The organism is Candidatus Wallbacteria bacterium, assembly GCA_028687545.1.
Lineage (GTDB): Bacteria > Muiribacteriota > JAQTZZ01 > JAQTZZ01 > JAQTZZ01 > JAQTZZ01.
On the sequence record JAQTZZ010000042.1, the window covers coordinates 1 to 22131 of the forward strand.

Genomic DNA, 22131 nt, shown 5'->3' on the forward strand with positions numbered 1-22131 from the left:
CGGGCGACAACATCAGCATCGAAGTAAAATTGATCACCCCGATCGCCATGGAAAAGGAACTGCGCTTCGCGATTCGCGAAGGCGGCAGGACCGTGGGCGCCGGTGTCGTGGTTTCAATAGTTGAATAATATAAGGGGGAAGATTAATGGCAAGACAGCAGAAAATCAGAATCTACCTGAAGGCCTACGATCACAAGATCCTGGACAATTCCGTGCAGAAGCTTGTGGAAGCAGTCAAGAGCAACAATGCTAAGATTGTCGGCCCGGTTCCGCTTCCGACTGAAATCAGGAAGTATTGCGTCCTTAGGTCGCCTCATTCCGACAAGGACTCCAGAGAACAGTTCGAGATGAGAATTCACAAAAGATTAATTGACATCGTCGGCGACCAGAGCGCGGTTGACTCCCTGACCAGGATTGACCTGCCTTCAGGCGTTTACGTCGAGATCAAGCTGTAATTGGAGGGCATATGAAAGGGTTGATCGGGAAAAAAATAGGAATGACGCAGATCTTTCAGGAAAACGGCGATGTGGTCTCTGTGACCGTTGTGAATGCCGGTCCATGCACAGTGATTCAGCAGAAAGGTATGGACAAGGAAGGATATACAGCTGTGCAGCTCGGTTTTGAAGAGCTCAAACTGAAGACGAAGGAAGTCAAGAAAGCCGGCAGCAAAGTGAAGCGGCAGGTCGTACCTACAATGCCTGTAGCAGGGCATTTTAAGAAAGTCGGAGTCAAGCCGATGCGATACCTCAAGGAATTCCGCTATGAAGGTGATTTGAAGCTGGAAGCTGCGCAGGTGCTTGATGTCAGCATTTTCAATCCGAACGACATTGTGGATGTCATCGGTGTGACAAAAGGACGCGGTTATGCTGGCGGCATGCGCAGATTCGGACATCATGGAAACCGCGCTTCTCACGGCGTCAAAACCCACAGGGAATGCGGATCCATGGGAAGCAACACCTGCCCCGGCCGTGTTTACAAGGGACACCATCTCCCTGGGCAATACGGCAACGTAAGGGTCACTGTGAAAAATGTTAAGGTTATGAAGGTGGATAAAGAGAATCATCTTCTGATCCTGAAAGGTGCTGTACCCGGCTACAATGGCACCGTGCTCTATGTCAAAGACCCGAGCGTGAAGGTCTGAGGAGGAAAAATGCTTAAAGTAAACGTTTACGATAAAGAAGGAAAACAGGTCGACAGCCTGGAATTGACGAATGAAATCTACGGGATGAAACCGCACAGAATAGCCCTGCATCAGGCTGTTGTTTCTTATCTTCACAACCAGAGACAGGGAAATTCCTGCACTAAAACCAAGGGTGAAGTTTCGGGCGGTGGATGCAAACCATGGCGGCAGAAAGGCACGGGCCGTGCGAGGGTCGGAAGCATCCGATCACCGCTTTGGAGAAAAGGCGGTATCACCTTCGGACCGCGGCCGCGAGATTTTTTCATGCAGATGAACAAGAAGGTTAAGAAGCTGGCATTGGCTTCTGCACTTGCCTCCAAGGTCCAGGACCAGAACTTAGTGGTAATCGACCAATTGGATTTCGAAGCCCCGAAAACCAAAAGTGCAGTCAAGCTTCTGGTGAATGTGGCTGAACACAGGACCGCACTCGTAATCCTGGACAATAACAATAAAAACACACAACTGTCGTTCAGAAACCTGCCCGGCATAGCAGTGCGTCAGGTCGAAAATCTGAATGTCTATGAAATGCTCAAACACGAGAAATTCATTGTCACCAGAGAAGCGCTGAAGAAAATCGAGGAGGAATTCGTATGATGGAATCCCGAGATATCCTGCTGGAACCGATCATGAGCGAGAAGAGCGTCCAGGGAATGGAAGAACAGCATTACAGCTTTATCGTCCATCCCAGCGCCAACAAAATCCAGATCCGCAAAGCGGTGGAACAGCTCTTCAAGGTACATGTGGTCTCGGTCCGGACACAGAATTATGAAGGCAAACCCAAACGGCTGGGCAGATTTGAAGGAAAACGGCCGGATTTTAAAAAAGCTATCGTGACCATCAAAACCGGGGAAAACATCCCCATGTTTGAAGGCGTATAACTGAGGAGGAAATATGGGAATTAAAGGATTTAAACCAATCACTCCGGGCCGCCGATTCATGACGATTTCCACCTTTGAGGAAATAGACAAGCTCAGTCCGGAAAAAAAACTGACACACGGCAGGAAAGAACCGGCCGGCAGGAACAACCTGGGACGTGTCACAGTCAGGCACCAGGGTGCAGGCCATAAAAAGCGCTACCGGGAAATTGATTTTCTGAGGGATAAATATGGAGTTCCTGCAGTTGTACTTGGAATTGAGTATGATCCGAATCGCTCCGCCAACATCGCGCTTTTGCAGTACCATGACGGCGAGAAACGTTACATCATCGCCCCCAAAGATCTGAGGACAGGTGACAAAGTTCTTTCATCCAAGGATGAAGTTGAAGTGTCGATAGGGAATGCCTGTCCAGTTTCCAAAGTACCGATCGGGACGATTGTCCACAATGTTGAACTTAAACCCGGCAAGGGCGGCCAGATTGCCCGTTCAGCCGGTTCCAGCGCCCAGATCGTCGGCACTGAGGGCAACTATTTCCATGTCAAGCTGCAGTCCGGTGAAATCAGGGCAATCCGCAAGGAATGCATGGTGACAATCGGGCAGGTCGGAAATATTGACCATTCCAACCAGACTATCGGTAAAGCCGGACGCACCAGATGGCTTGGTATCAGACCCACGGTCCGCGGATGCACCATGAACCCATGCGACCACCCCCATGGCGGCGGTGAAGGACGTTCAAACTCCCACCGTCATCCGACTTCTCCCTGGGGACAGCCCGCCAAGGGTTACAAGACACGGAAAAACACCCAGTCCGATAAATACATCATTTCCCAGCGGAAACGGTAAAGGAGGACCCCGCATGAGCAGATCGCTGAAAAAAGGACCTTACATACTCCCGGCCCTCGTGAAGAAAGTCAACGAGATGAACGCCAAGGGAGACAAAAAGCCGATCAAGACCTGGTCCAGGGCATCTCAGATCTCGCCGGAGATGGTTGGACACACGATCGCAGTTTACAACGGAAAGAAGCATATTCCCATCTACATAACGGAAAACATGGTCGGGCACAGGCTTGGAGAGTTCGCTCCCACCAGATTTTTCAAAGGCCATGGGAACAAGACAGAACGAACCATCGCACTGAAGTGAGGAGGACATGATGGAGGAGAGAAAAGAATCCAGAGCGTGTGTAAAGTCGGTGAGGATCACTCCCAGAAAGATGCGCCTCACTGCAGATTTGATCCGTGGCAAGGACGTGGAATCAGCCTTTAAAATTCTGAAATATACGCCTAGGAAGGCAGCCAGAATCTTGAAGAAACTGCTGAAAAGTGCAGTAGCAAACGCCGAAAATAACCACGGCATGGATGTCGACAGGCTGTATGTCGACAATATCCAGGTAGGACAGGGGGCGACATGGAAGAGAGTTCTTTCACGGTCCATGGGACGCGCCAATCCAATTCTGAAGCGCACTTCGCATACAACTGTAGTCCTGCGGGAACTTGATGAAAAAGTGACGAAGGCTGAGGCTCCGAATGAATCAGGGAAAAAGACAGAAAAAGGCGAGAAGTCAGCAGCAAAAGCCGTGAAAAAGACCACTGTCAAGAAACCAGCCACTAAGAAACCGGCGGCCCAAAAACCGGCAATCAAGAAAACACCTAAGGCTGCGGCCAAGAAATCCACAAATTCTCCCAGAAAGGAGGCAACCAGTGGGACAGAAAGTTAATCCTATCGGAATGCGATTGGGCATAAACCGGGACTGGAATTCCAGATGGTTCGGAACCAGGAAGCAGTTCGCCGGCTGGCTGCATGAGGATCTGAAGATCCGCAAGTACATCATGGGTAAAGTACCGAATGGCGATATCAGCAAAATTCAGATCGAAAGGCCGTCGGAACAAAGAATCAAAGTGACCATCTCAAGCTCCAAAGTCGGAATTGTGATCGGCAAGAGCGGCAAGGAAGTCACTGAGATGAAAAAGAAACTGCAGGAACTTATTAACCGTGAGGTTTTTATAAATATCCGCGAAGTCAAGGAACCACTCAAAGAAGCTACACTGGTGGCAGAATCCATTGCCGCTCAGCTGGAGCGGAGGGTTTCCTTTAGAAGAGCCATGAAGAAAATGCTGGAACGGGCCAGCGAGATTGGAATTCCAGGCATGAAGATAATGGTCAGCGGTCGTCTTGGCGGAGCAGAAATTGCCCGCAGGGAATGGTACCTGCATGGTCGGGTACCGCTTCACACTCTGAAGGCTGATGTGGATTTCGCCCTTGCCAAGGCCGTCACAAAATATGGAGTGATCGGTGTGAAAGTGTGGGTATACCGCGGTGACATCGAGAGTTCGGATCAAGCTGACAGCAATCTCGGCGAAGAAATGATAGCCGCTGAATAAGCAGAGGAGGAAATTATGTTGATGCCAAAAAGAGTAAAATATAGAAGAGTTCAGCGGGGTACCATGAAAGGTGTAGCCAACCGGGGGAACGAGGTCGTTTACGGAGCATTCGGAATCTCCGCTCTGGAACCCTCCTGGATCACCAGCCGCCAGATTGAGGCAGCCCGTGTGGCGATCAACCGCGCCATGAAAAAACACGGCAAGATGTGGATCAGGATTTTCCCCCATAAATCGGTAACTAAGAAACCAGCTGAAACGCGTATGGGGAACGGCAAGGGTTCTCCGGAATTCTGGGTGGCAGTGGTCAAACCCGGAAAAATCCTCTTCGAAGTGGACGGATGCGATGAGCGAGAAGCCAAAGAAGCTTTCCGGCTGGCTTCTCACAAGCTGCCCATTAAGACCAAATTCGTGGCCAAAGAAGAGCATTAAGACAGGGGGAATGAAAAAATGAAGGGAAATGTTTTAAAGGAACTTACTTTCGATGAACTTAAGCAGAAATACAGCGATTTCAAGGAAGAGCTGTTCAACCTCAAGTTTCAAAGGGTAATGGGACAACTCGAAAACAACATGCGGATCAGAGCAGTGAGAAAAGACATTGCCAGAGTCCTCACCCTGATGACCCAGAAGGAGAATACCAAGTCGGCGAAGGAGGCTAAGGCATGAGCGAGACGACACGCAATATTAGAAAGACCAGGGTGGGGAAGGTCTTATCACGCAAGATGGAAAAGACTTGCGTAGTGGTTGTGGAGCGATCCTATCAGCACACTCTTTACAAGAAAACCTTGCGCACTACCAAGAAGTACAAGGTTCATGATGAGAAGAACGAAACCAACCCCGGCGACAAAGTCCTGATTATGGAAACCAGGCCTCTGAGCAGGGAAAAGCGCTGGCGTCTTGTTAAGATCCTGGAAGCGGCCCGGTAGAGGAGGGACAATGGTACAGCATAGAACAATGTTGAAAGTGGCTGATAACAGCGGAGCTAAAAAGCTCCAGTGCATTCACGTTTACGGCGGCAGCGGCAAGAAAATAGCCCGGATCGGAGATGTCATCTGCGCCACGGTCAAAGAAGCTGTTCCGGACGGGAATGTGAAGAAGAGCCAGGTGGTGAAAGCCGTTGTGGTTCGGACCAGAGGAAAGCTCAGGAGAACCGACGGTTCCTATATCCGTTTTGACGACAACGCAGCCGTGATCATAGATGAAGCCAACAATCCTAAAGGAACCCGCATTTTTGGCCCCATCGCCAGAGAACTGCGGGAGAGGGATTTCATGAAAATTATTTCCCTGGCTCCTGAAGTGGTCTGAAGGAGGAAGAGATGGAAAACAAAACCAAAGTTAGAATCAGGAAAGACGACATGGTGATGGTGCAGACCGGCAAGGACAAGGGAAAGATTGGAAAAGTTCTGTCAGTCTTGCAGAATGAAAACAAAGTAATAGTGACGGGCGTGAACATGGTGAAGCGCCATCAGAAAGCTAATAAACAGCACCGTCACGGAGGAATCATCGAGAAAGAAGGACCGATTTTTTTAGCGAAAGTAATGCTGGTTTGTCCAAAGTGCAACCTGCCAACCAAGATCGGGCACAAGTTGGTGAACGAAGTGAAAGTCCGCATTTGCAAAAAGTGCGAAGAAATCGTGGATAACGTCTAAGAGGTAAGATATGACCAGATTAATGAAACTTTACAGGGAAAAAGTAGTCAGTGAAATGATGAAAAGCAGGAGCTACAAGAATGTGATGCAGGTTCCCAAGATCCAGAAGGTCGTTCTGAACATGGGAATCGGCGAAGCCAAGACTAATCCTAAGATCGTCGACGGCGCTATGAATGACCTGAAGGCCATCGCCGGTCAGAAACCGCAGCTCCGGAAAGCCAAGAAGTCCATCTCGAACTTCAAGTTGCGCGCAGGTATGACAGTCGGTGTAAAGGTCACTCTGCGAGGCGACAGGATGTACTACTTCCTGGATAAACTCTTCAACATCGTGCTTCCACGCGTGAGAGACTTCCGTGGCGTGTCACGGAAGTCTTTTGACGGCCGCGGCAGTTACACTTTCGGCGTCAAGGAACAGATCGTGTTCCCTGAAATCGACTACGATAAAATCGACCAGATCAGGGGAATGGATGTATCCATCGTGACAACCGCCGGGACTGATGACGAGTCTCTGGAACTGCTGGAACGCATGGGAATGCCTTTTACAAAAAAATAGGGAGGAATGAGGAATGGCCAGGAAAACGTTTTTCGAAAAGCAGAAAAGGACACCTAAGTTTTCTACCAGGTGGAGAAACCGCTGCCTGATTTGCGGGCGTCCCAGAGGTTTCATCGGTGATTTCCAGATGTGCCGGCTCTGCTTCAGGGGCCTCGCCTCAAAAGGCGAAATTCCCGGAATCATCAAATCCAGCTGGTAAAAACAAGGGAGGAATGACAAAATGATGACAGATCCTATTGCCGATATGCTGACTCGAATCCGCAACGCCGGCTCCACCAACAAGGACGCGGCCGATGTACCCGCCTCCAAGGTGAAGCTGGAGATTGCCCGACTTCTCAAGGAAGAAGGGTACATAAAGGATTACAAGTACATCAAGCAGAGCTCCAAGGGTGTGATCCGGATTTACCTGAAATACACGAAAGAAAAGGAGCTTGCGATCAAAGGAATCAGACGCATCAGCCACAGCGGCAGAAGAGTTTACGCGGGTAAAGATGAGATACCCAGGGTGCTCGGCGGACTCGGCGTGGCGATTATATCCACTTCAAAGGGCATCATGACTTCCAGGCAATCCCTCCAGGAAGGGGTTGGCGGGGAAGTCATCTGTTATGTGTGGTAAGGAGGAGGAACAATGTCTAGAGTAGGAAAGAAACCAATCAATATTCCCAAGGGTGTGACAGTAACCCATGACCCTAAGAAACAGTCCATGAAGGCTAAGGGTCCCAAGGGTGAAAACGAAATGACCTACCATCCGTTGATGGAAGTGACCATCGACAAAGAGACGATTCACGTGAAAAGGCCTGATGATTTGAAAGTAAACAAATCCCTTCATGGAATGACCCAGCGGATGATTGAAAACCTGATCATAGGGGTTACAAGCGGTTTTGAAAAAAAATTGATAATCAACGGCATAGGATTTAAGGCCGATGTCAAGGGTACAGACCTGGTCCTGAGCCTGGGATTTTCCCATCCTGTGGAAATGAAGATGCCCAAAGGAGTAAACGCCAAAGCCGAGAAAGGCATGGTCACTCTCACCGGCATTGATAAAGAAGTGCTGGGACAGTTCGCTGCAGATGTGAGGGCTAAGAAGCCCACTGAACCATACAAGGGTTCAGGTATCAGATATGAAAACGAGAGAGTCAGGAAGAAGGCCGGTAAAAAGGCTGCCTAATCAATCAGGAAAGAGGTACTGCAATGAAGAAGGATAAAGTTGCCAAGAGGACCGACCGTCACAACAGGATCAGATTGAAAGTTTCAGGAACGGCTGAAAAACCCAGGCTGTCGGTGTTCAAATCCACCAAGCACATCTCAGTTCAGATTATTGATGATACTAAGGGAGCGACGCTTGTAGCCGTATCGACTCTGGAAAAAGAAGTCAAGGATAATCTGAAACATGGCGGAAATATCAAAGCTGCCGAAATTGTGGGCGCTCTGATAGCCAAACGTGCCAAGGAAAAGAACATCGAGACAGTTGTCTTTGACAGAGGCGGATTCAGATATCATGGCTGCGTAAAAGCCATTGCTGAAAAAGCCCGTGAGAATGGACTGAAATTTTAGAAGCTGTTAAATATGAGCGCAGCGAATATTTTACAGCTTCTTATCCCCGGAGCACAGCAAAGGGGATTAGTGTCCCAGTTATATAGGGACCGAGATTGAGAACAGTTTAGGAGGATACTTGAATATCCAGGATACCAGAGGAAATGAAAACGAACTTAAAGAACGCGTGATCTATGTAAATCGCGTTTGCAAGGTTGTCAAGGGCGGTAAGCGATTCTCTTTCAGTGTACTGGCCGTTGTCGGCGATTCGCACGGCAAAGTAGGATATGGACTTGGAAATGCCAAGGAAGTACCTGAAGCGATGAGAAAAGCCGTGGAAAGAGCCAAGCGCGAAATGATTGTATTTCCGATGATCAAGGGTACGATCCCGCACGAAATTCTAGGAAGATACGGCTCCGGTAAAGTGCTCCTGAAGCCGGCAGTCCCTGGAACAGGAGTCATCGCCGGCGGAGCTGTGCGCGCCATCGCCGAACTTGGCGGGATTACTGATGTATTGTCCAAATGCATCGGTTCCAGAACCAAGATCAATGTGGTCAAGGCTACTTTTGAAGGATTGAAAGCATTGCGCTGTGCTGATACAATAGCCAAGGGCCGCGGAAAGACATCCAAAGAAATACTCGGAACGACATAATTGGAGGAATAATGGCCAAGCTGAAGATTACATTAAAGAAAAGCTGCTGCCGCAAACCGGAAAAAGTTCGCCGCGTGATCGAATCACTGGGACTCCGTAAGGTCGGTGGAAGCAAGATATGCGAAGATAATCCGGTGATCCGTGGCATGATCGACAAGACTTCATACATGCTTGAAGTCGAATCTGTTGATTAAGGGAGGTTTAGATGAAATTACATGAACTCGCTCCCAATGAAGGTGCAAAGAAGCTCGGTAAGAGAGTTGGAAGAGGGCCATCCTCAGGGCATGGCGGTACATCATGCAGAGGGAACAATGGACAGAATTCCAGGAAAAGCGGTCCCGTAAGGATAGGCTTTGAGGGGGGGCAGATGCCTCTGTACAGGCGACTTCCCAAGAGGGGCTTCAAAAACATCAATAAGAAACATTACAGCCTGGTGAATGTCTGCGATCTGGAAAAATTCGAACCACATACCATCATCACCCCTGAATTTCTGGTTGAGCAAGGTCTGGTGAAAAAAGTGGAACCCAATGGGATCAAAATTCTGGGCAATGGGGAACTGACAAAACCCCTGAAGGTTCTAGCCAACAAATTCACCAAATCAGCCATCGAAAAAATTGAAAAAGCACAGGGAAACATTGAGGTGTTGAAATGATCGGAAATGTCTCTAACATCGGCAAAATCCCGGAGCTGAAAAAGAGAATTCTCTTCACACTGGGGATGATAGCCGTTTACAGGTTAGGCGCTCATATTCCAAGCCTGGGAGTTGATACTGCCAAGCTGCTGGAACTTTTTTCCAGGAAAGGTGCCATGAGCGGCGTACTTGGCTTCATGGATCTGTTTTCAGGCGGAGCTCTGAAGAATTTCAGCGTATTTGCCCTTGGAATCACGCCGTACATCAACTCTTCAATCATCATGCAGCTCCTGATCTATGTGGTACCCTTCCTTGAAAAAATTGCCAAGGAAGGAGACGAGGGCAGAAAGAAGATCTCACAATATACCCGCTGGGGTACAGTGATCATCGGCGCTGTCCAAGCCTTCGGCTACAGTTTCATGATGAAGAATTACGGAATATTGACACCTGATATGGCGGGTAATTTCTTCTTCTTCTCTGTAATTACCGTGATCACACTTACCGCCGGTACCAGTTTCATCATGTGGCTGGGCGAGCAGATCACTGAGCGTGGTCTTGGGAATGGAGTGTCTCTTTTGATTACTATCAGCATCGTTTCCAGACTTCCGGATGGCGCAGTGCAGACTTTCCGCAAGTTTTACGGAGAATCCACTTTCATTCCCACGATGCTCCTGATACTGCTTTTCATTTTCACAATCGTTGCATTCGTGGTGCTGATGTATGAGGGTTCCAGGAAAATTCCGGTCCAGTATGCGAAAAGAGTTGTCGGGCGAAGGATCTATGGTGGACAGAGCACGCATATTCCGCTTAGAGTCAATCAAGCCGGTGTAATTCCGATCATTTTCGCGGCATCTGTGATGGTTTTTCCGGGAATGGTGGTTTCGTTCATCCAGCAGATGGCATTGAGTTATCCGGGTATGACCCGCTGGCTTTCAATGATCGCGATGGAACTCTCACCAAGAGGAATCACATATAATGTAGTTTATTTCGCCATGATTATCGGATTTTCATATTTTTATACTGCCATCGTATTCAATCCGAAAGACATGTCGGACAACATGAAGAAATACGGCGGGTTCATTCCAGGCATCAGAGCAGGAAGACCCACTGCAGAATACATCGATCGGACCATGGCCAGAATTACGTTTGCCGGTTCCATTTTTCTGGCTTCGATTGATTTCGTCCCCAGGATGTTGATGGTGATGGCTGATGTTCCCTTTTATCTTGGCGGAACTTCGCTCCTGATCCTGGTGGGCGTCCTGCTGGACACAGTAAAGCAGGCCGAAGCGCACCTTTTAGTAAGGCATTATGAAGGTTTCCTGAAAAAACGCGGCGGTAAATAGGAGGATCCAGCATGAATCTGATTCTGTTCGGGCCCCCTGGGGCCGGAAAAGGCACGCAGGCACAGTATCTCATCGACCGTTTGAAGGTTCCCCAGATTTCCACAGGAGACATTCTGCGTGAGAATGTCAAGAAGGGAACTGAAACCGGCAGGCGCGCCAAGCAGGTCATGGACAGGGGCGAACTCGTTCCTGACGAGATCCTGAATCAGATGATCGAGAATCGGATCGCCGAAGCGGATTGCGCAGGAGGATATATCCTGGACGGATATCCACGTAATCTGAATCAGGCAGGGTTCCTGGCCTCTTTATTGAAGAAAAGGAAAAAAGCACTGGATGCAGTGATTTCGCTCAAGGTGGACGATGAAGAACTGGTCAGCAGACTATCCGGCAGACGGCTCTGCCGAACCTGCGGCAAAAGCTACCATGTAAAGTTCCAACCCCCGAGTTCGGCTGGAAAATGTGACAGCTGCGGAGGTGAACTTTATACCAGGGACGACGACCGGGAAGAGACTGTCAAAAACAGGCTCAAAGTTTACCACAGCCAGACCAGTGCCGTGCTGGAATTTTACAGGAAATCCGGGGTGCTCCACGAGATCGACGGGAGCCAGGAGATTGACAGCGTGAGAGAAAAGATTTTCCAGGTGCTTGGCACCGGGAAAGCGGAAAAATAGAAGGAATGCCCTGAGCAATTGCTTTGGGGTGACGCATGAACTAAACCCCGCTCGCTTCGCTCGGGGTGGTGTAAAGAACTAAACCCCGCTCGCTTCGCTCGGGGGTTAAGTAGCAGTAGCAAAAACCCTCGCGGAGCTCGTGCTTTTTAACTGCTACTAAAGGAGGACGCGCATTTATGGCCAAAGAAGAGCCAATTGAAGTAACGGGAAAAGTAGTGGAAATACTTCCGAATGCTAATTTCAAGGTGGAGCTGGAAAATGGACACCGGGTGCTGGCGCACATTTCAGGGAAAATGCGCATGCATTTTATCCGGATACTTCCCGGAGATAAAGTGACAGTAGAACTTTCGCCCTATGACCTCACCAAAGGGAGAATTGTCTACCGGTTCAAATAAAAAGAAAAAGCTTTACAAAACAGCGGATGTTGACTTAAAATAGTTTGACTTTAATTGGTTTGACCAAGATAAAAATTAAAATAAACCGAGGAGGAATGAAATGAAAGTGAGAGCTTCAGTGAAGAAGATCTGCGACAAATGCAAGATTATCAAGAGAGCCGGGGTCGTTAGAGTTATCTGCGAAAATCCTAAGCATAAGCAGAGGCAGGGGTAAGGAGGAAACATGGCACGTATTGCAGGAGTTGATTTACCCAAAAACAAAAGAGTAGAAGTTGCCTTGACTTATATTTATGGAATCGGCAGACCCACTTCGCAGAAAATCCTGAAAGCCACTGCCATAGATATCAATAAGAGGGTTCACACTCTTACTGACGAAGAAGTAACCAAAATCAAGGAATATATCGACAACAATGTCAAGGTCGAAGGTGATCTGAGAAGAGACATCCAGATGTCCATCAAAAGACTGGTCGACATCGGCTGTTACAGAGGAATCCGTCACAGAAGAGGATTACCTGTCCGCGGCCAGAGAACAAGAACCAACGCCAGAACGAGACGCGGCATCAGACGTACAGTCGGCGCCAAGCGTGGCGAAATAGCGAAGTAAGGGGAGGATGATAAATGGCTAAAAAAGCTGCCAAGAGCGAAAAAAAGAGGGACAGGAAGCTGATCACCAATGGTGTGGCTCATATCGAGACGACTTTTAATAATACTATAGTCTCAATTACAGATCAGAAGGGAAATCTGATTGCCTGGTCTTCCGGAGGCAATGCCGGATTCAAAGGTGCCCGCAAGGGAACTGCCTATGCAGCTCAACTTGCAGCGGAATCTGCCGCCAAAAAAGCCCTGGACCTGGGTCTGCGGGAAGTCGAAGTGCGGCTCACGGGTCCTGGAGCCGGCAGAGAAACCGCCATCAGAGCGCTTCAGACTACCGGACTGGATATCAGATTGATCAGGGACGTGACGCCAATCCCGCACAATGGCTGCCGCCCGCCGAAAAGAAGAAGGGTTTAAGGAGGATATATTTCATGGCCAGAAACCTGCTACCATCCTGCAGGCAGTGCAGGAGAACCGGAGAGAAGCTCTTTATGAAGGGCGTCAGATGCTATAGCGAAAAGTGCGCCTTTGAGAGAAGGAAGTTTGCTCCCGGGATGCAGTCCGGCAAGAGGAGAAGCAAGCTCTCGGATTACGGAATGCAGCTCAATGAAAAACAGAAGTGCAAGAAAATGTATGGTATGATGGAGGCACAGTTCCATCGCTATTACTATATCGCCAACAAGATGGCTGGTGTTACAGGCCACAATTTACTGAGACTCCTGGAAAAAAGGCTGGACAATGCATTGTTCCGCAGCGGATTTGCAATTTCCAGGACTCAGTCCAGGCAGTTTGTTCGGCATGGACATGTGCTGATCAACGGGAAAAGGGTAAACATCCCTTCCTACCAGATTAAAACCGGTGATGTGTTGGAGATCAAGACCACATTCAGGCAGAATGAAAACTTTAAGGTCCTGCTCGAGGCCGGCAAATCCAGAGAAATTCCCGGCTGGCTGCAGGTGGACTTCGAAAATTACAAATCCAAGGTTCTCAGGGAACCAGAAAGAGCCGACATCCAGGGTACGATCAACGAGAACACGATCGTGGAATTCTATTCCAAGTAATACCTGGAATTGAATCTGACGAGAAAGGGAGTTTTATGAACTGGGATCTTGCTCAGTATATAGTTGAGGGAGAAAATGAAAAAGAATTCGGGCGTTATGTGCTCGAACCCCTCCCCAAGGGAATCTCCTCAGTGGTGGGAAATGCCCTCAGAAGGCTGATCCTTTCCGCAGTTCCCGGCGCAGCAGTGACCGCAATCCTGATCGATGGTGTTGTGCATGAATTTTCTACGCTACCCGGACTATACGAGGATGTCCCTGATCTGGTCCTGAACATGCGTGAAGTGATCTTCAAAGTTACGGGACAGGACGTGACGGTGGTCAAGATGGAATCCCAGGGACCCTGCGAGATTTTCGCCAAGGACCTGATCCTTCCACTCGGCGTGGAAGTGCTCAATCCTGAGCATTACATCTGCCGCATCAACCGCAACGGCTCGATCCACGCGGAGATTTATGTCGGCATCGGCAGAGGATTCGTTCCTGAAGAGGAAAACAAGGACGAGAGTATGCCGATCAATACGATTTTCGTGAATTCCAACTTCTCCCCGATCAGCAAGGTTAATTATCGCACTGAGGTATACGAAAATGACTCAGCTCAGGAACGTCTGATCATCGATGTGAAGACCAACGGCTCGGTCAGCCCGACCAAGGCCTTGAAAATCGGTGCGGTTTATTTGAACAAAGTACTCGGGATCATGAAGGATTTTGAAGAATTCGATACAAGGAAGGTAGCTGAGGAAGAAATGTACCCGAAAACCAAAGATACCAAGAATGTATTGGAACTTCATGTTTCAGAGCTTGGTCTTTCCCGCAGGTCTTCGAACTGCCTGAAGGCAGGGGAAATCACCTTAATCGGCCAACTGGCCCAGATGAGCAAGAATGACCTGATGAATCTTAAAAACTTCGGCAAGAAATCCTTGGATGAGATCAGGGAAAAGCTGCACGAATACGGACTGAGCTTGAAGGACGAGCAGCTTGATGAAACGGATGAAACAGACAAGGATATTGTGGACGAAGTAACAGAGGAGGAAAATAACGATGAGACATAAAATGCAAAGGGAAAAACTGGGGAAGTCGATCCCCCATAAAAAAGCCATGATCAGAAACATGGCCACTTCCCTTCTGGAAGTCGGCCGGATTAGAACCACTCTTCCCAAAGCCAAAGTGTTAAGGAAATATGTGGAGCACCTGATCACTCTGGCTAAAACAGACAGTCTGCATCAGCGAAAACTGGCTCATGCTTTCCTGAAGACCCACGAATCCGTGAAGAAGCTGTTCACCGAGATCGCTCCCCGCTATAAAGAGCGCAACGGCGGATATACCAGGATCTACCGGACCGGAGTCAGGATCGGCGATGCTGCAAGCATGGCACTGATCGAACTGATCACTGAAAACTGATTTGCCAGAAGCTATCCGCTCCGGCAAATCATGATCAAAATTAAGAATTTAAGTTTCTCTTATAAAGAAAAAGGCTCCTTGGCATTGAAAGGGGTCGATTTTTTTATGGAGAAGACGGAGTTTGTGGCGATACTAGGCGGAAACGGCTCAGGAAAAAGTACGCTGGTCAAGGTGATGAATGGTCTTCTCAGCCCATATCAGGGTGAAGTGGAAGTTCTCGGCTGCTCTCCTGCTGATCACGAGCAGGTGATCAAGATCAGGAAAAAACTCGGAATGGTGTTCCAGAACCCCGAAAATCAGATTGTCTGCGCGATCGTCGAGGATGACGTTGCATTTTCACTGGAAAATCTTGGTTTCCCAAGAGAAGAAATCAAGACGCGAGTGGAAAAGGCTCTTGTAATGACAGGTCTCACTGAAAAACGTTTTGCCCAGACCGCGGATCTCTCAGGGGGGCAGATGCAGCGACTTGCAATTGCGGCGATTCTGGCCTTGCATCCGGAAATGATCATTTTTGACGAGTCCACCTCCATGCTTGATCAGCAAGGCAAAGAGGAGATTTTCAATCTGATCCTCAAGTTAAATGAGGAAGGGATCGGAATCATTTATATTACCCATTTCATGGAAGAAGCCGTCTATGCGGACCGTGCAGTTTTAATGAAAAATGGTTCTATCGCTGGGAGCGGCAAACCCTGCGAAATCTTCAATAAACCGGATCTTCTGAAATCGTGTGAACTGGATCTGCCTGAAGCCAAGGAGCTGGCCTCTGAATTCAGCAGAAGGGGAGTGAAGATCGACTGTAAGGAGATCCTCACCAGTGATCAGCTGCTGGAAGCAGTGGAAAAGATCCGGAATCGATAATATGAATTGTCTTCAAACTGCTCTCGGCAACAAAAATTTACAGAAATTCAGGCATTCTAGTATTGACAAACTGATTTACCAACTATAATATTTACCTAGTTAAATAAATTAGGGTTAAACTATGCTTTTCATCACCATCATCAAAGTTGCACTGCGCAGCCTTCTTTCCAATAAATTACGCTCGTTTCTCACCATGCTGGGCATCATCATCGGAGTTGGTGCAGTGATCGCCATGCTTGCCATCGGCAACGGCGCCAGGGATCAGATCACAAATCGCATCAAGTCCATGGGCAGCAATCTGTTGTTAATCAGACCAGGTTCCTCGATGGGTCACGGTGTAGCCGGCGGGCAGAGGCAGTCCCTGAAGTATGACGACCTGGCTGCGCTGCTCTCAATTGATAACGTGAAATCAATTACTCCGGAAGTCAACAAAGGCTGCCAGTTGAAGTATTTCAACAGCAACACGAATGTTGAAGTAAATGGTGTGGCTCCCACATATTTTGAGATGCGAAATTTCGTTGTGGAGCAGGGCCGGGCTTTTAACGATGAGGAACTGGCTGGAGTGCAGAGAGTGGTTATACTCGGACCTGATACATCCGACATACTTTTCGGGAACGAGTATCCGATCGATAAGACCATCAAGATCAAAGGTCTCAGTTTCACAGTGATCGGCGTGACCAAGAGGAAGGGCGGCGCAGGCTGGCAGAATCCTGACGAAACTGCCATCATTCCCTTTACTACCATGAACAAGAAAATAGCAGGTACTGATTATTTCAACAATATCGATATTTCAGTTTACGAAGAAAAAGGCATGGACAAGGTCAAGGAAGGAATCACCAAAGCTTTAAGGACGACTCATAAGCTCAGGAAAGATGCAGCAGACGATTTCCAGATCCGTGACATGGCGGAAATGCTGGCTGAGATGGAATCCACGATTTTCACATTCAAGCTGCTGCTGGCAGGTGTGGCTGCGCTGTCGCTTCTGGTGGGCGGCATCGGCATCATGAACATCATGTATGTGACTGTTACAGAGCGGACCCGGGAGATCGGAGTACGCAAAGCCCTGGGCGCAAAAAATCGGGACATTTTGAATCAATTCCTGCTGGAAGCAGTAGTTCTGACTGTAATCGGGGGGCTGATGGGCATTGCTTTTGGTTTCGGCAGTGTCCTGATATACAACGGCGTCTCTCCGGACACATATTTCAAGGGTACCATTGATATTCTATCGATTATTGTCTCTGTCTCTTTTTCAGTGGCTGTAGGTGTTTTTTTCGGATTCTACCCTGCTCAGAAAGCAGCCAAGATGAATCCGATTGATGCGTTGAGGTATGAGTAAGGGCACAGCATGCTGTGCCCGTACGAAGAGCAATATGCATGTGATCATAAGGAGATTCAAATGAAAAAATGGAAAATCTGGATTGCGATACTGGTCATTCTGATCGGGGGCTGGCTGTTTTTCCGAAAAAGCGGCAATACAACTGAAAAAACCCAGGATAAAAAAGTAGAACAAGTGACTGCCGAGGTCAGTGATATCAGGCTGAAGATTTCAGCCACAGGCACGGTTAATTCCAACTTTGACGTGGACATCAAGTGCAAATCATCAGGCCAGATCATAAAGCTGCCCTTTGACATCAGTGATCCTGTAAAGAAAAACGATTTGATTGCTGAACTCGATCCAGTAGACGAGCAGCGCAATGTGGACATGTCCAAGCTTTCACTGACCACTGCTCAGGCAGGGAGGGATAAAGCCCAGGCCTCGCTCCGCAACCTGATGATCGAGCAGGATGCGGTGAAGAAAGGATTGGGGCCAAAGATCAAGGCTGCCATGGTGGCCAAGGAGAATTCAGAGAAAAAATACGGCCGCGAAAAGGCTCTGTTCGAACAGAAATTGATCAGCACTCAGGAGCTTGAAGACAGCCTGGCAGATCTTGAAACAGCCAGGAATTCACTTTCCCAGGTCCAGATGGATGATCTGAGGCTCGCCAAAATGGATAACGATTACCTGACAGCTAGCGCAGAAGTGAGACTCGCTGAAGTCAAAGTAAAATCCGCACAACTGGACCTGGACAATGCCCAGAGAAGACTTGACGAGACTAAGGTATATTCACCGATCGACGGATTTGTTTCGGACAAGCTGGTTCAAGTAGGAAACATAGTGGCTTCAGGTACTTCCAATGTCAGCGGAGGCACCAAACTGTTTACGATCTCAGACTGCTCCAAGATGTTCGTGATGGTTTATGTTGATGAAGCAGACATCGCGGGAGTATCAGTGGGCAACCGTGCCCAGATGACTTTCGACGCCTTTCCCAATAAAAGATTCAGAGGAGAGGTGATCAGAGTGGCCATCTCAGGCTCCACCACCAGCAATATCACTACTTTTTCAGTACTGCTTCAAGTGACTGACAAGGATTTTGCCCTGCTCAAGCCAGGAATGAGTGCGAGTGTCGACATTATCACCAGCGAGAAAAAGGATGCGCTGGTTGTACCGATCGGGGCTGTGTTCGAGGACAGGAACGGGTATTACGTGAAAACCCCGGGCAATCCTCATCTGCCGGTCAAACTCGGCCTGAAGACTTTCGATAAAATCGAGATTCTCGAAGGGCTCAAGGATGGGGATAAAGTTATCAGCGAAACTTCAGCCAAGAACCAGTTCTCGAACAACGGACAGAATCAGCGCAGAGGCGGCCCACCGATGATGCACTGATGCAGACAAGCATTGTGTATGGTATTCATGTCACTTTTTGCTCTAGGAAGTTGATAAGATAGTAAGTTGGTATGTCGAGAAGTGATGCTGGAGAAAATGTTGGCAAACCACGAATAGAATATGAGGCACTTTAAATGGAAGAACTGATCAGAATTGAAAATATCAATAAAAGCTACCAGATGGGGGAGAATAATCTTCAGGTTCTGAAGAACATCAACCTCATTATCAATCGTGGTGAGATGGTGGCGATAGTCGGAAAATCCGGAAGCGGAAAGAGCACACTGATGAACCTGCTCGGCTGCCTCGACGTTCCTGATTCGGGTAAGTACATACTGGCCGGCGAGGATGTGGCTAAACTTTCAGACAACCAGCTGGCAGAGATCAGAAACCGGAAAATCGGCTTTGTCTTCCAGAATTTCAACCTGCTTCCCAGGATGAACGCTTTAGAAAATGTGGAACTGCCGCTACTTTACACCGGCCTCGCCCAGGCTGCAGAAAGAGCCGCTTCAGCCCTCAAAAAAGTGGGTATGGAAGACCGCATGCATCATGAACCTAATCAGCTCTCAGGCGGCCAGCGGCAGAGGGTGGCAGTCGCCAGGGCCATTGTCACGGAACCTGAAATGATCCTGGCTGACGAACCCACCGGAAATCTGGATACTTCCACGAGTGTGGAAGTAATGAACTATTTCCAGAAACTGAACAAGGAAGGCACAACTATTGTCGTCATCACCCACGAACTTGACATTGCGGCATATTGCTCACGGAAGATCAGGATCGAGGACGGAAGAATCTTATAGCTCTGGAGGAAATGATGAAGCTGTTTTTATTATTTACATTGATCGCTTGTTTTCCATCTTACTGCGCCTTGCCTGACAAGCTTTCCACCTTCCTGGACTATGCATTCAAAAACAGTCAGGAATACAGGCAGCTCGAGCTTTCTCATCAGATTGACATCTGGAGCAGCGACCTGCAGTTTTATTCCTACAAACCGAAGATTAAAATCTCAGGTGATGATTCAAACAACAGAAGTCTGAGCGTATCTGATTCCCTGGATGACGGGTTGAGCCTGAATTATGGAAGATCAGAAACACTAGGGACGCCCGGCACTGGACTGAACTCCATTACCCTGAGTTCGAACATCCTGACCAGTCTGTCGGATTACAGCCGCAGAATTCTAAAACTCAGCAGAGAAGACCTGGATGTATCGTTCACCAGAGATAAAGAACAGTTCAAACTCAAAGTCATCAATGCAGCCTATGATCTTATGAATCGAAAAATGCAGCTGGAAGTGCAGAAGGAATCCCTGACGCACTGGAAAAACACCTATGATCTGAACAACGCCAAATTCAAGCTAGGTTCTTCGGACAAACTGTCTCTTCTAAATGCTGAAGTGAATTATCTGCAACAGGAAAACAATGTTGTCCAGAGTGAGAAATCCTTGAATGATGGAGTCGATCAGTTCAAGATCCTGATCGGTTATTCATTTACCGACACTCTGGAAATCAATCAGGAGCTAACTGCGGAAGCCTATGACTGGATTAAAATACCGCTTTACAGTTCATTTGATGAACGCCTCTCTGAACACAGCCTGGAAAAAAAAGAGCTCCAGTACAGATCTGCCAGGAACCAGGCTCCAGGTGATCTTGCCTTGAATTCGACTTTCCAAAGCGGTTCGACCAGGAGCTATTCCGGCACCCTTTCCTATACCTTCAACCTGGGAGAGCAGAAGAACGCCCTTACTGCAAAGAGCGCTGAGTTCTCACGAAATCAGGGTAAACTGGCGCATGAACTGCAGCGGAAACAGAGCGAATCTGACAGGCGCGAAATCATCAGGCGTTATGATGCATTGAAGAAAACTCTTGAGGTGTCAAAAAAACGCAAGGAAAGCGCAGAAGAAAGCTATGGCTATGCACTGATTTCAATCCAGAAGGGAATGCTTTCACTGCTGGATCTCCAGGATGCCCAGCAGAAACTTACCAGCGCTCAGCTGGATTATTTAAATGCCACGATCGATTTCAACAAGCTGAAATACGAAATCATCAACACCTTCGGCGGGACAATTTAGGACATACCAGTGAACAATGAAATGAAACTGGATCTGGCTCAGGAACTGGCTCAGATCATTCTTCAGATCAAGCGGGCGATGTGGCAGCCTGTAACAGGCGAAGGGCTCAGATACAGGGAATTCATGCTATTGACCACCATCATGGATGCGATTGACCCGAAAATCAGGGGAATCAAGTTATCTGAACTGAGCGCCAGATTGAAGGTCACTCCAGCTGCAATTACGCAGATGGTGAACACTCTGGCAGAAGGCGGCTATCTGGAACGGCTCTCTGACTCGGACGACAGGCGGGTCGTACTTGTTGCCCCGACGGAGCTGGGGCGTAAATTTGTAAGAATGAAGGAACAGAAATTCCTGGAGAATTTTCGGGAACTGGTGGAATACATGGGAGAGCATGACAGCAGGGAACTCCTGCGCCTCATGACCCGGCAGCTTTCTTTTTTTCAGAAGAACAGGAACCGTGAGGCACAGAGCAGAACCTGATACTACAAAGACTGCTGAAATGACAGGGGGCTGAAATTGTCTGAAAGCAAAAAACAGAAGAACGGAAAACCGATTCTGATAGCTGTCTGCCTGCTTCTGGCTATGGCTATTTTTGCGTTTTTTTACTGGTTTTTCTTCATGTATGGAATCGTCTATTCAGATGACGCCAGGATTGAAGGCGAAATGATCGATCTTTCCCCGCATTTCAGTGGCGACCTGGTCCAGATAGCGGTCAGAGAAGGGGACATGGTAAAAAAGGACCAGCTTCTTTTTGAGCTGGACCGCAAACCGCTTGAAGTGGCTCTGCTGAAATCAAAGGCTGATCTTGCTGCAGCCAAAGCCGGTCTGGCTGTAGCCCAAGCTCAGTACGACAAAGCTTTCAACGGACCCCTGACGGATGAAATCAGGATTTCCAAAGCAGCCATGGATCAGGCTGATGCTCAATTCAAGCAGGTGGGGAACGACTGGCAGAGGATCAAAGTTCTCAGCGACAAGCAGGTGATTTCAGATTCAGAACGCGACAAGGCCAGGACGCTGCTGGAGACCTCTCAGCAGGCGTATGAAAGCGCCAAATCTAAACTGGAACTGCTCAAGAAAGGCACCAGATCCGAGGAATTGAGGATGGCTGAAGCCACACTGCAGCTTCGGGAAGCGGAAGTGGGAGCAGCTGAAGCTTCAGTGCAGCAGGCTGAAGTGAATCTCGGCTATGTGGGAACACTGGCTCCTTTTGACGGTGTAGTCACCAGGCGCTGGCGTGATCCTGGTTCCATGGTGATGGCAGGCACTCCGATCTTATCTCTGCTGGATCCGAAGTCCCTTTATATAGCAGCCAATGTGGAAGAGCGTTATCTGTCCTGCGTGGCTGTCAATGATCGAACTGATGTTTCAGTGGACGCGTATCCGGACTTAAAGCTCACAGGCCGTGTCACAAAGATTCTAGCCGCCGCCAATTCCCAGTTCAGCCTGATCCCGTCAGAAGGCGTAAGCGGCACATTCATCAAGGTCAGCCAGAGGGTTCCGATCAGAATCAAACTGGACACGATTCCCGCGGAGCTGGTCGGACCAGGGCTTTCTGTAGTAGTTCACATCCACATAGGATCGTCAGAGAAATAA

General features: G+C 48.5%; 37 protein-coding genes and 1 pseudogene. All 38 read left to right on the plus strand.

Features of this window, described 5'->3' with window-relative positions:
- Nucleotides 1-128 (plus strand): elongation factor Tu (tuf, locus tag PHW04_14255; protein MDD2717050.1); only part of this gene is annotated, 128 nt, incomplete at its 5' end.
- A 17-nt stretch (nt 129-145) separates the two neighbouring features.
- Entirely contained in the window at nt 146-454 is a 309-nt protein-coding gene (rpsJ, locus tag PHW04_14260) for a 30S ribosomal protein S10 (GenBank protein MDD2717051.1), read from the plus strand.
- Nucleotides 455-465: 11 nt separating this feature from the next.
- Nucleotides 466-1140, plus strand: coding sequence for a 50S ribosomal protein L3 (gene rplC, locus PHW04_14265; GenBank protein ID MDD2717052.1), 675 nt, complete (start codon nt 466-468; stop codon nt 1138-1140).
- Between the two features lie 9 nt (nt 1141-1149).
- Nucleotides 1150-1773 (plus strand): 50S ribosomal protein L4, encoded by a 624-nt coding sequence (gene rplD, locus PHW04_14270; GenBank protein MDD2717053.1) that lies wholly within the window; start codon nt 1150-1152, stop codon nt 1771-1773.
- Nucleotides 1770-2057, plus strand: a complete 288-nt coding sequence (locus PHW04_14275) for a 50S ribosomal protein L23 (protein MDD2717054.1) — start codon at nt 1770-1772, stop codon at nt 2055-2057. The genes rplD and PHW04_14275 overlap by 4 nt, the downstream gene beginning before the upstream one ends.
- A gap of 13 nt (nt 2058-2070) precedes the next feature.
- Nucleotides 2071-2898, plus strand: a complete 828-nt coding sequence (gene rplB, locus PHW04_14280) for a 50S ribosomal protein L2 (protein ID MDD2717055.1) — start codon at nt 2071-2073, stop codon at nt 2896-2898.
- A 13-nt stretch (nt 2899-2911) separates the two neighbouring features.
- The gene (gene rpsS / locus PHW04_14285; GenBank protein MDD2717056.1) at nt 2912-3196 is read left to right on the plus strand and encodes a 30S ribosomal protein S19; all 285 of its coding nucleotides are present in this window, start codon (nt 2912-2914) and stop codon (nt 3194-3196) included.
- A gap of 10 nt (nt 3197-3206) precedes the next feature.
- Nucleotides 3207-3545: pseudogene (rplV, locus tag PHW04_14290) on the plus strand (50S ribosomal protein L22).
- Between the two features lie 208 nt (nt 3546-3753).
- Entirely contained in the window at nt 3754-4434 is a 681-nt protein-coding gene (rpsC, locus tag PHW04_14295; GenBank protein MDD2717057.1) for a 30S ribosomal protein S3, read from the plus strand.
- 15 nt (nt 4435-4449) lie between these two features.
- On the plus strand, nt 4450-4863 hold the full coding sequence (rplP, locus tag PHW04_14300) for a 50S ribosomal protein L16 (protein MDD2717058.1): 414 nt from the start codon (nt 4450-4452) through the stop codon (nt 4861-4863).
- Between the two features lie 18 nt (nt 4864-4881).
- Entirely contained in the window at nt 4882-5097 is a 216-nt protein-coding gene (rpmC, locus tag PHW04_14305; protein ID MDD2717059.1) for a 50S ribosomal protein L29, read from the plus strand.
- Entirely contained in the window at nt 5094-5357 is a 264-nt protein-coding gene (gene rpsQ / locus PHW04_14310; protein ID MDD2717060.1) for a 30S ribosomal protein S17, read from the plus strand. Before rpmC ends, rpsQ begins: the two co-directional genes overlap by 4 nt.
- Nucleotides 5358-5367: 10 nt before the next feature.
- Nucleotides 5368-5736: a 50S ribosomal protein L14 gene (gene rplN, locus PHW04_14315; protein ID MDD2717061.1), complete on the plus strand. Its 369-nt coding sequence runs from the start codon at nt 5368-5370 to the stop codon at nt 5734-5736.
- An 11-nt stretch (nt 5737-5747) separates the two neighbouring features.
- Entirely contained in the window at nt 5748-6080 is a 333-nt protein-coding gene (gene rplX / locus PHW04_14320; GenBank protein ID MDD2717062.1) for a 50S ribosomal protein L24, read from the plus strand.
- 10 nt (nt 6081-6090) lie between these two features.
- The gene (gene rplE, locus PHW04_14325) at nt 6091-6633 is read left to right on the plus strand and encodes a 50S ribosomal protein L5 (protein MDD2717063.1); all 543 of its coding nucleotides are present in this window, start codon (nt 6091-6093) and stop codon (nt 6631-6633) included.
- A gap of 13 nt (nt 6634-6646) precedes the next feature.
- The gene (locus PHW04_14330) at nt 6647-6832 is read left to right on the plus strand and encodes a type Z 30S ribosomal protein S14 (GenBank protein MDD2717064.1); all 186 of its coding nucleotides are present in this window, start codon (nt 6647-6649) and stop codon (nt 6830-6832) included.
- A gap of 21 nt (nt 6833-6853) precedes the next feature.
- A complete protein-coding gene (rpsH, locus tag PHW04_14335) occupies nt 6854-7249 on the plus strand; it encodes a 30S ribosomal protein S8 (protein MDD2717065.1) in 396 nt (131 codons plus the stop codon).
- A 12-nt stretch (nt 7250-7261) separates the two neighbouring features.
- Nucleotides 7262-7801: a 50S ribosomal protein L6 gene (gene rplF / locus PHW04_14340; GenBank protein MDD2717066.1), complete on the plus strand. Its 540-nt coding sequence runs from the start codon at nt 7262-7264 to the stop codon at nt 7799-7801.
- 23 nt (nt 7802-7824) lie between these two features.
- The gene (gene rplR / locus PHW04_14345; GenBank protein ID MDD2717067.1) at nt 7825-8187 is read left to right on the plus strand and encodes a 50S ribosomal protein L18; all 363 of its coding nucleotides are present in this window, start codon (nt 7825-7827) and stop codon (nt 8185-8187) included.
- A gap of 124 nt (nt 8188-8311) precedes the next feature.
- Entirely contained in the window at nt 8312-8818 is a 507-nt protein-coding gene (rpsE, locus tag PHW04_14350; protein MDD2717068.1) for a 30S ribosomal protein S5, read from the plus strand.
- An 11-nt stretch (nt 8819-8829) separates the two neighbouring features.
- Nucleotides 8830-9012, plus strand: a complete 183-nt coding sequence (rpmD, locus tag PHW04_14355; GenBank protein ID MDD2717069.1) for a 50S ribosomal protein L30 — start codon at nt 8830-8832, stop codon at nt 9010-9012.
- 11 nt (nt 9013-9023) lie between these two features.
- Nucleotides 9024-9470, plus strand: coding sequence for a 50S ribosomal protein L15 (gene rplO, locus PHW04_14360; protein MDD2717070.1), 447 nt, complete (start codon nt 9024-9026; stop codon nt 9468-9470).
- Nucleotides 9467-10792 (plus strand): preprotein translocase subunit SecY, encoded by a 1326-nt coding sequence (gene secY / locus PHW04_14365; protein ID MDD2717071.1) that lies wholly within the window; start codon nt 9467-9469, stop codon nt 10790-10792. The genes rplO and secY overlap by 4 nt, the downstream gene beginning before the upstream one ends.
- 11 nt (nt 10793-10803) lie before the next feature.
- Nucleotides 10804-11463 (plus strand): adenylate kinase, encoded by a 660-nt coding sequence (locus PHW04_14370; GenBank protein MDD2717072.1) that lies wholly within the window; start codon nt 10804-10806, stop codon nt 11461-11463.
- Nucleotides 11464-11639: 176 nt separating this feature from the next.
- Nucleotides 11640-11858 carry a translation initiation factor IF-1 gene (gene infA / locus PHW04_14375; protein MDD2717073.1) on the plus strand — a complete coding sequence of 73 codons (219 nt, stop codon included), beginning with the start codon at nt 11640-11642 and terminating at the stop codon, nt 11856-11858.
- A gap of 100 nt (nt 11859-11958) precedes the next feature.
- Nucleotides 11959-12072, plus strand: a complete 114-nt coding sequence (rpmJ, locus tag PHW04_14380) for a 50S ribosomal protein L36 (protein ID MDD2717074.1) — start codon at nt 11959-11961, stop codon at nt 12070-12072.
- A gap of 9 nt (nt 12073-12081) precedes the next feature.
- Entirely contained in the window at nt 12082-12462 is a 381-nt protein-coding gene (gene rpsM, locus PHW04_14385) for a 30S ribosomal protein S13 (GenBank protein MDD2717075.1), read from the plus strand.
- Between the two features lie 14 nt (nt 12463-12476).
- Nucleotides 12477-12869 carry a 30S ribosomal protein S11 gene (rpsK, locus tag PHW04_14390; protein MDD2717076.1) on the plus strand — a complete coding sequence of 131 codons (393 nt, stop codon included), beginning with the start codon at nt 12477-12479 and terminating at the stop codon, nt 12867-12869.
- A 14-nt stretch (nt 12870-12883) separates the two neighbouring features.
- Nucleotides 12884-13513: a 30S ribosomal protein S4 gene (gene rpsD / locus PHW04_14395; protein MDD2717077.1), complete on the plus strand. Its 630-nt coding sequence runs from the start codon at nt 12884-12886 to the stop codon at nt 13511-13513.
- A gap of 35 nt (nt 13514-13548) precedes the next feature.
- Nucleotides 13549-14559 carry a DNA-directed RNA polymerase subunit alpha gene (locus tag PHW04_14400; protein ID MDD2717078.1) on the plus strand — a complete coding sequence of 337 codons (1011 nt, stop codon included), beginning with the start codon at nt 13549-13551 and terminating at the stop codon, nt 14557-14559.
- Nucleotides 14549-14908 carry a 50S ribosomal protein L17 gene (gene rplQ, locus PHW04_14405; GenBank protein MDD2717079.1) on the plus strand — a complete coding sequence of 120 codons (360 nt, stop codon included), beginning with the start codon at nt 14549-14551 and terminating at the stop codon, nt 14906-14908. The genes PHW04_14400 and rplQ overlap by 11 nt, the downstream gene beginning before the upstream one ends.
- Before the next feature lie 30 nt (nt 14909-14938).
- Complete coding sequence (locus PHW04_14410; protein MDD2717080.1) at nt 14939-15766, plus strand: energy-coupling factor transporter ATPase; 828 nt, start codon at nt 14939-14941, stop codon at nt 15764-15766.
- 121 nt (nt 15767-15887) lie between these two features.
- A complete protein-coding gene (locus PHW04_14415) occupies nt 15888-17102 on the plus strand; it encodes an ABC transporter permease (GenBank protein ID MDD2717081.1) in 1215 nt (404 codons plus the stop codon).
- Between the two features lie 60 nt (nt 17103-17162).
- Nucleotides 17163-18470 carry an efflux RND transporter periplasmic adaptor subunit gene (locus PHW04_14420; GenBank protein ID MDD2717082.1) on the plus strand — a complete coding sequence of 436 codons (1308 nt, stop codon included), beginning with the start codon at nt 17163-17165 and terminating at the stop codon, nt 18468-18470.
- 134 nt (nt 18471-18604) lie between these two features.
- Entirely contained in the window at nt 18605-19267 is a 663-nt protein-coding gene (locus tag PHW04_14425) for an ABC transporter ATP-binding protein (GenBank protein MDD2717083.1), read from the plus strand.
- A gap of 14 nt (nt 19268-19281) precedes the next feature.
- Nucleotides 19282-20535, plus strand: a complete 1254-nt coding sequence (locus tag PHW04_14430; GenBank protein ID MDD2717084.1) for a TolC family protein — start codon at nt 19282-19284, stop codon at nt 20533-20535.
- Nucleotides 20536-20544: 9 nt separating this feature from the next.
- Nucleotides 20545-21018, plus strand: coding sequence for a MarR family transcriptional regulator (locus PHW04_14435; protein ID MDD2717085.1), 474 nt, complete (start codon nt 20545-20547; stop codon nt 21016-21018).
- A gap of 36 nt (nt 21019-21054) precedes the next feature.
- Nucleotides 21055-22131 (plus strand): HlyD family secretion protein, encoded by a 1077-nt coding sequence (locus PHW04_14440; GenBank protein MDD2717086.1) that lies wholly within the window; start codon nt 21055-21057, stop codon nt 22129-22131.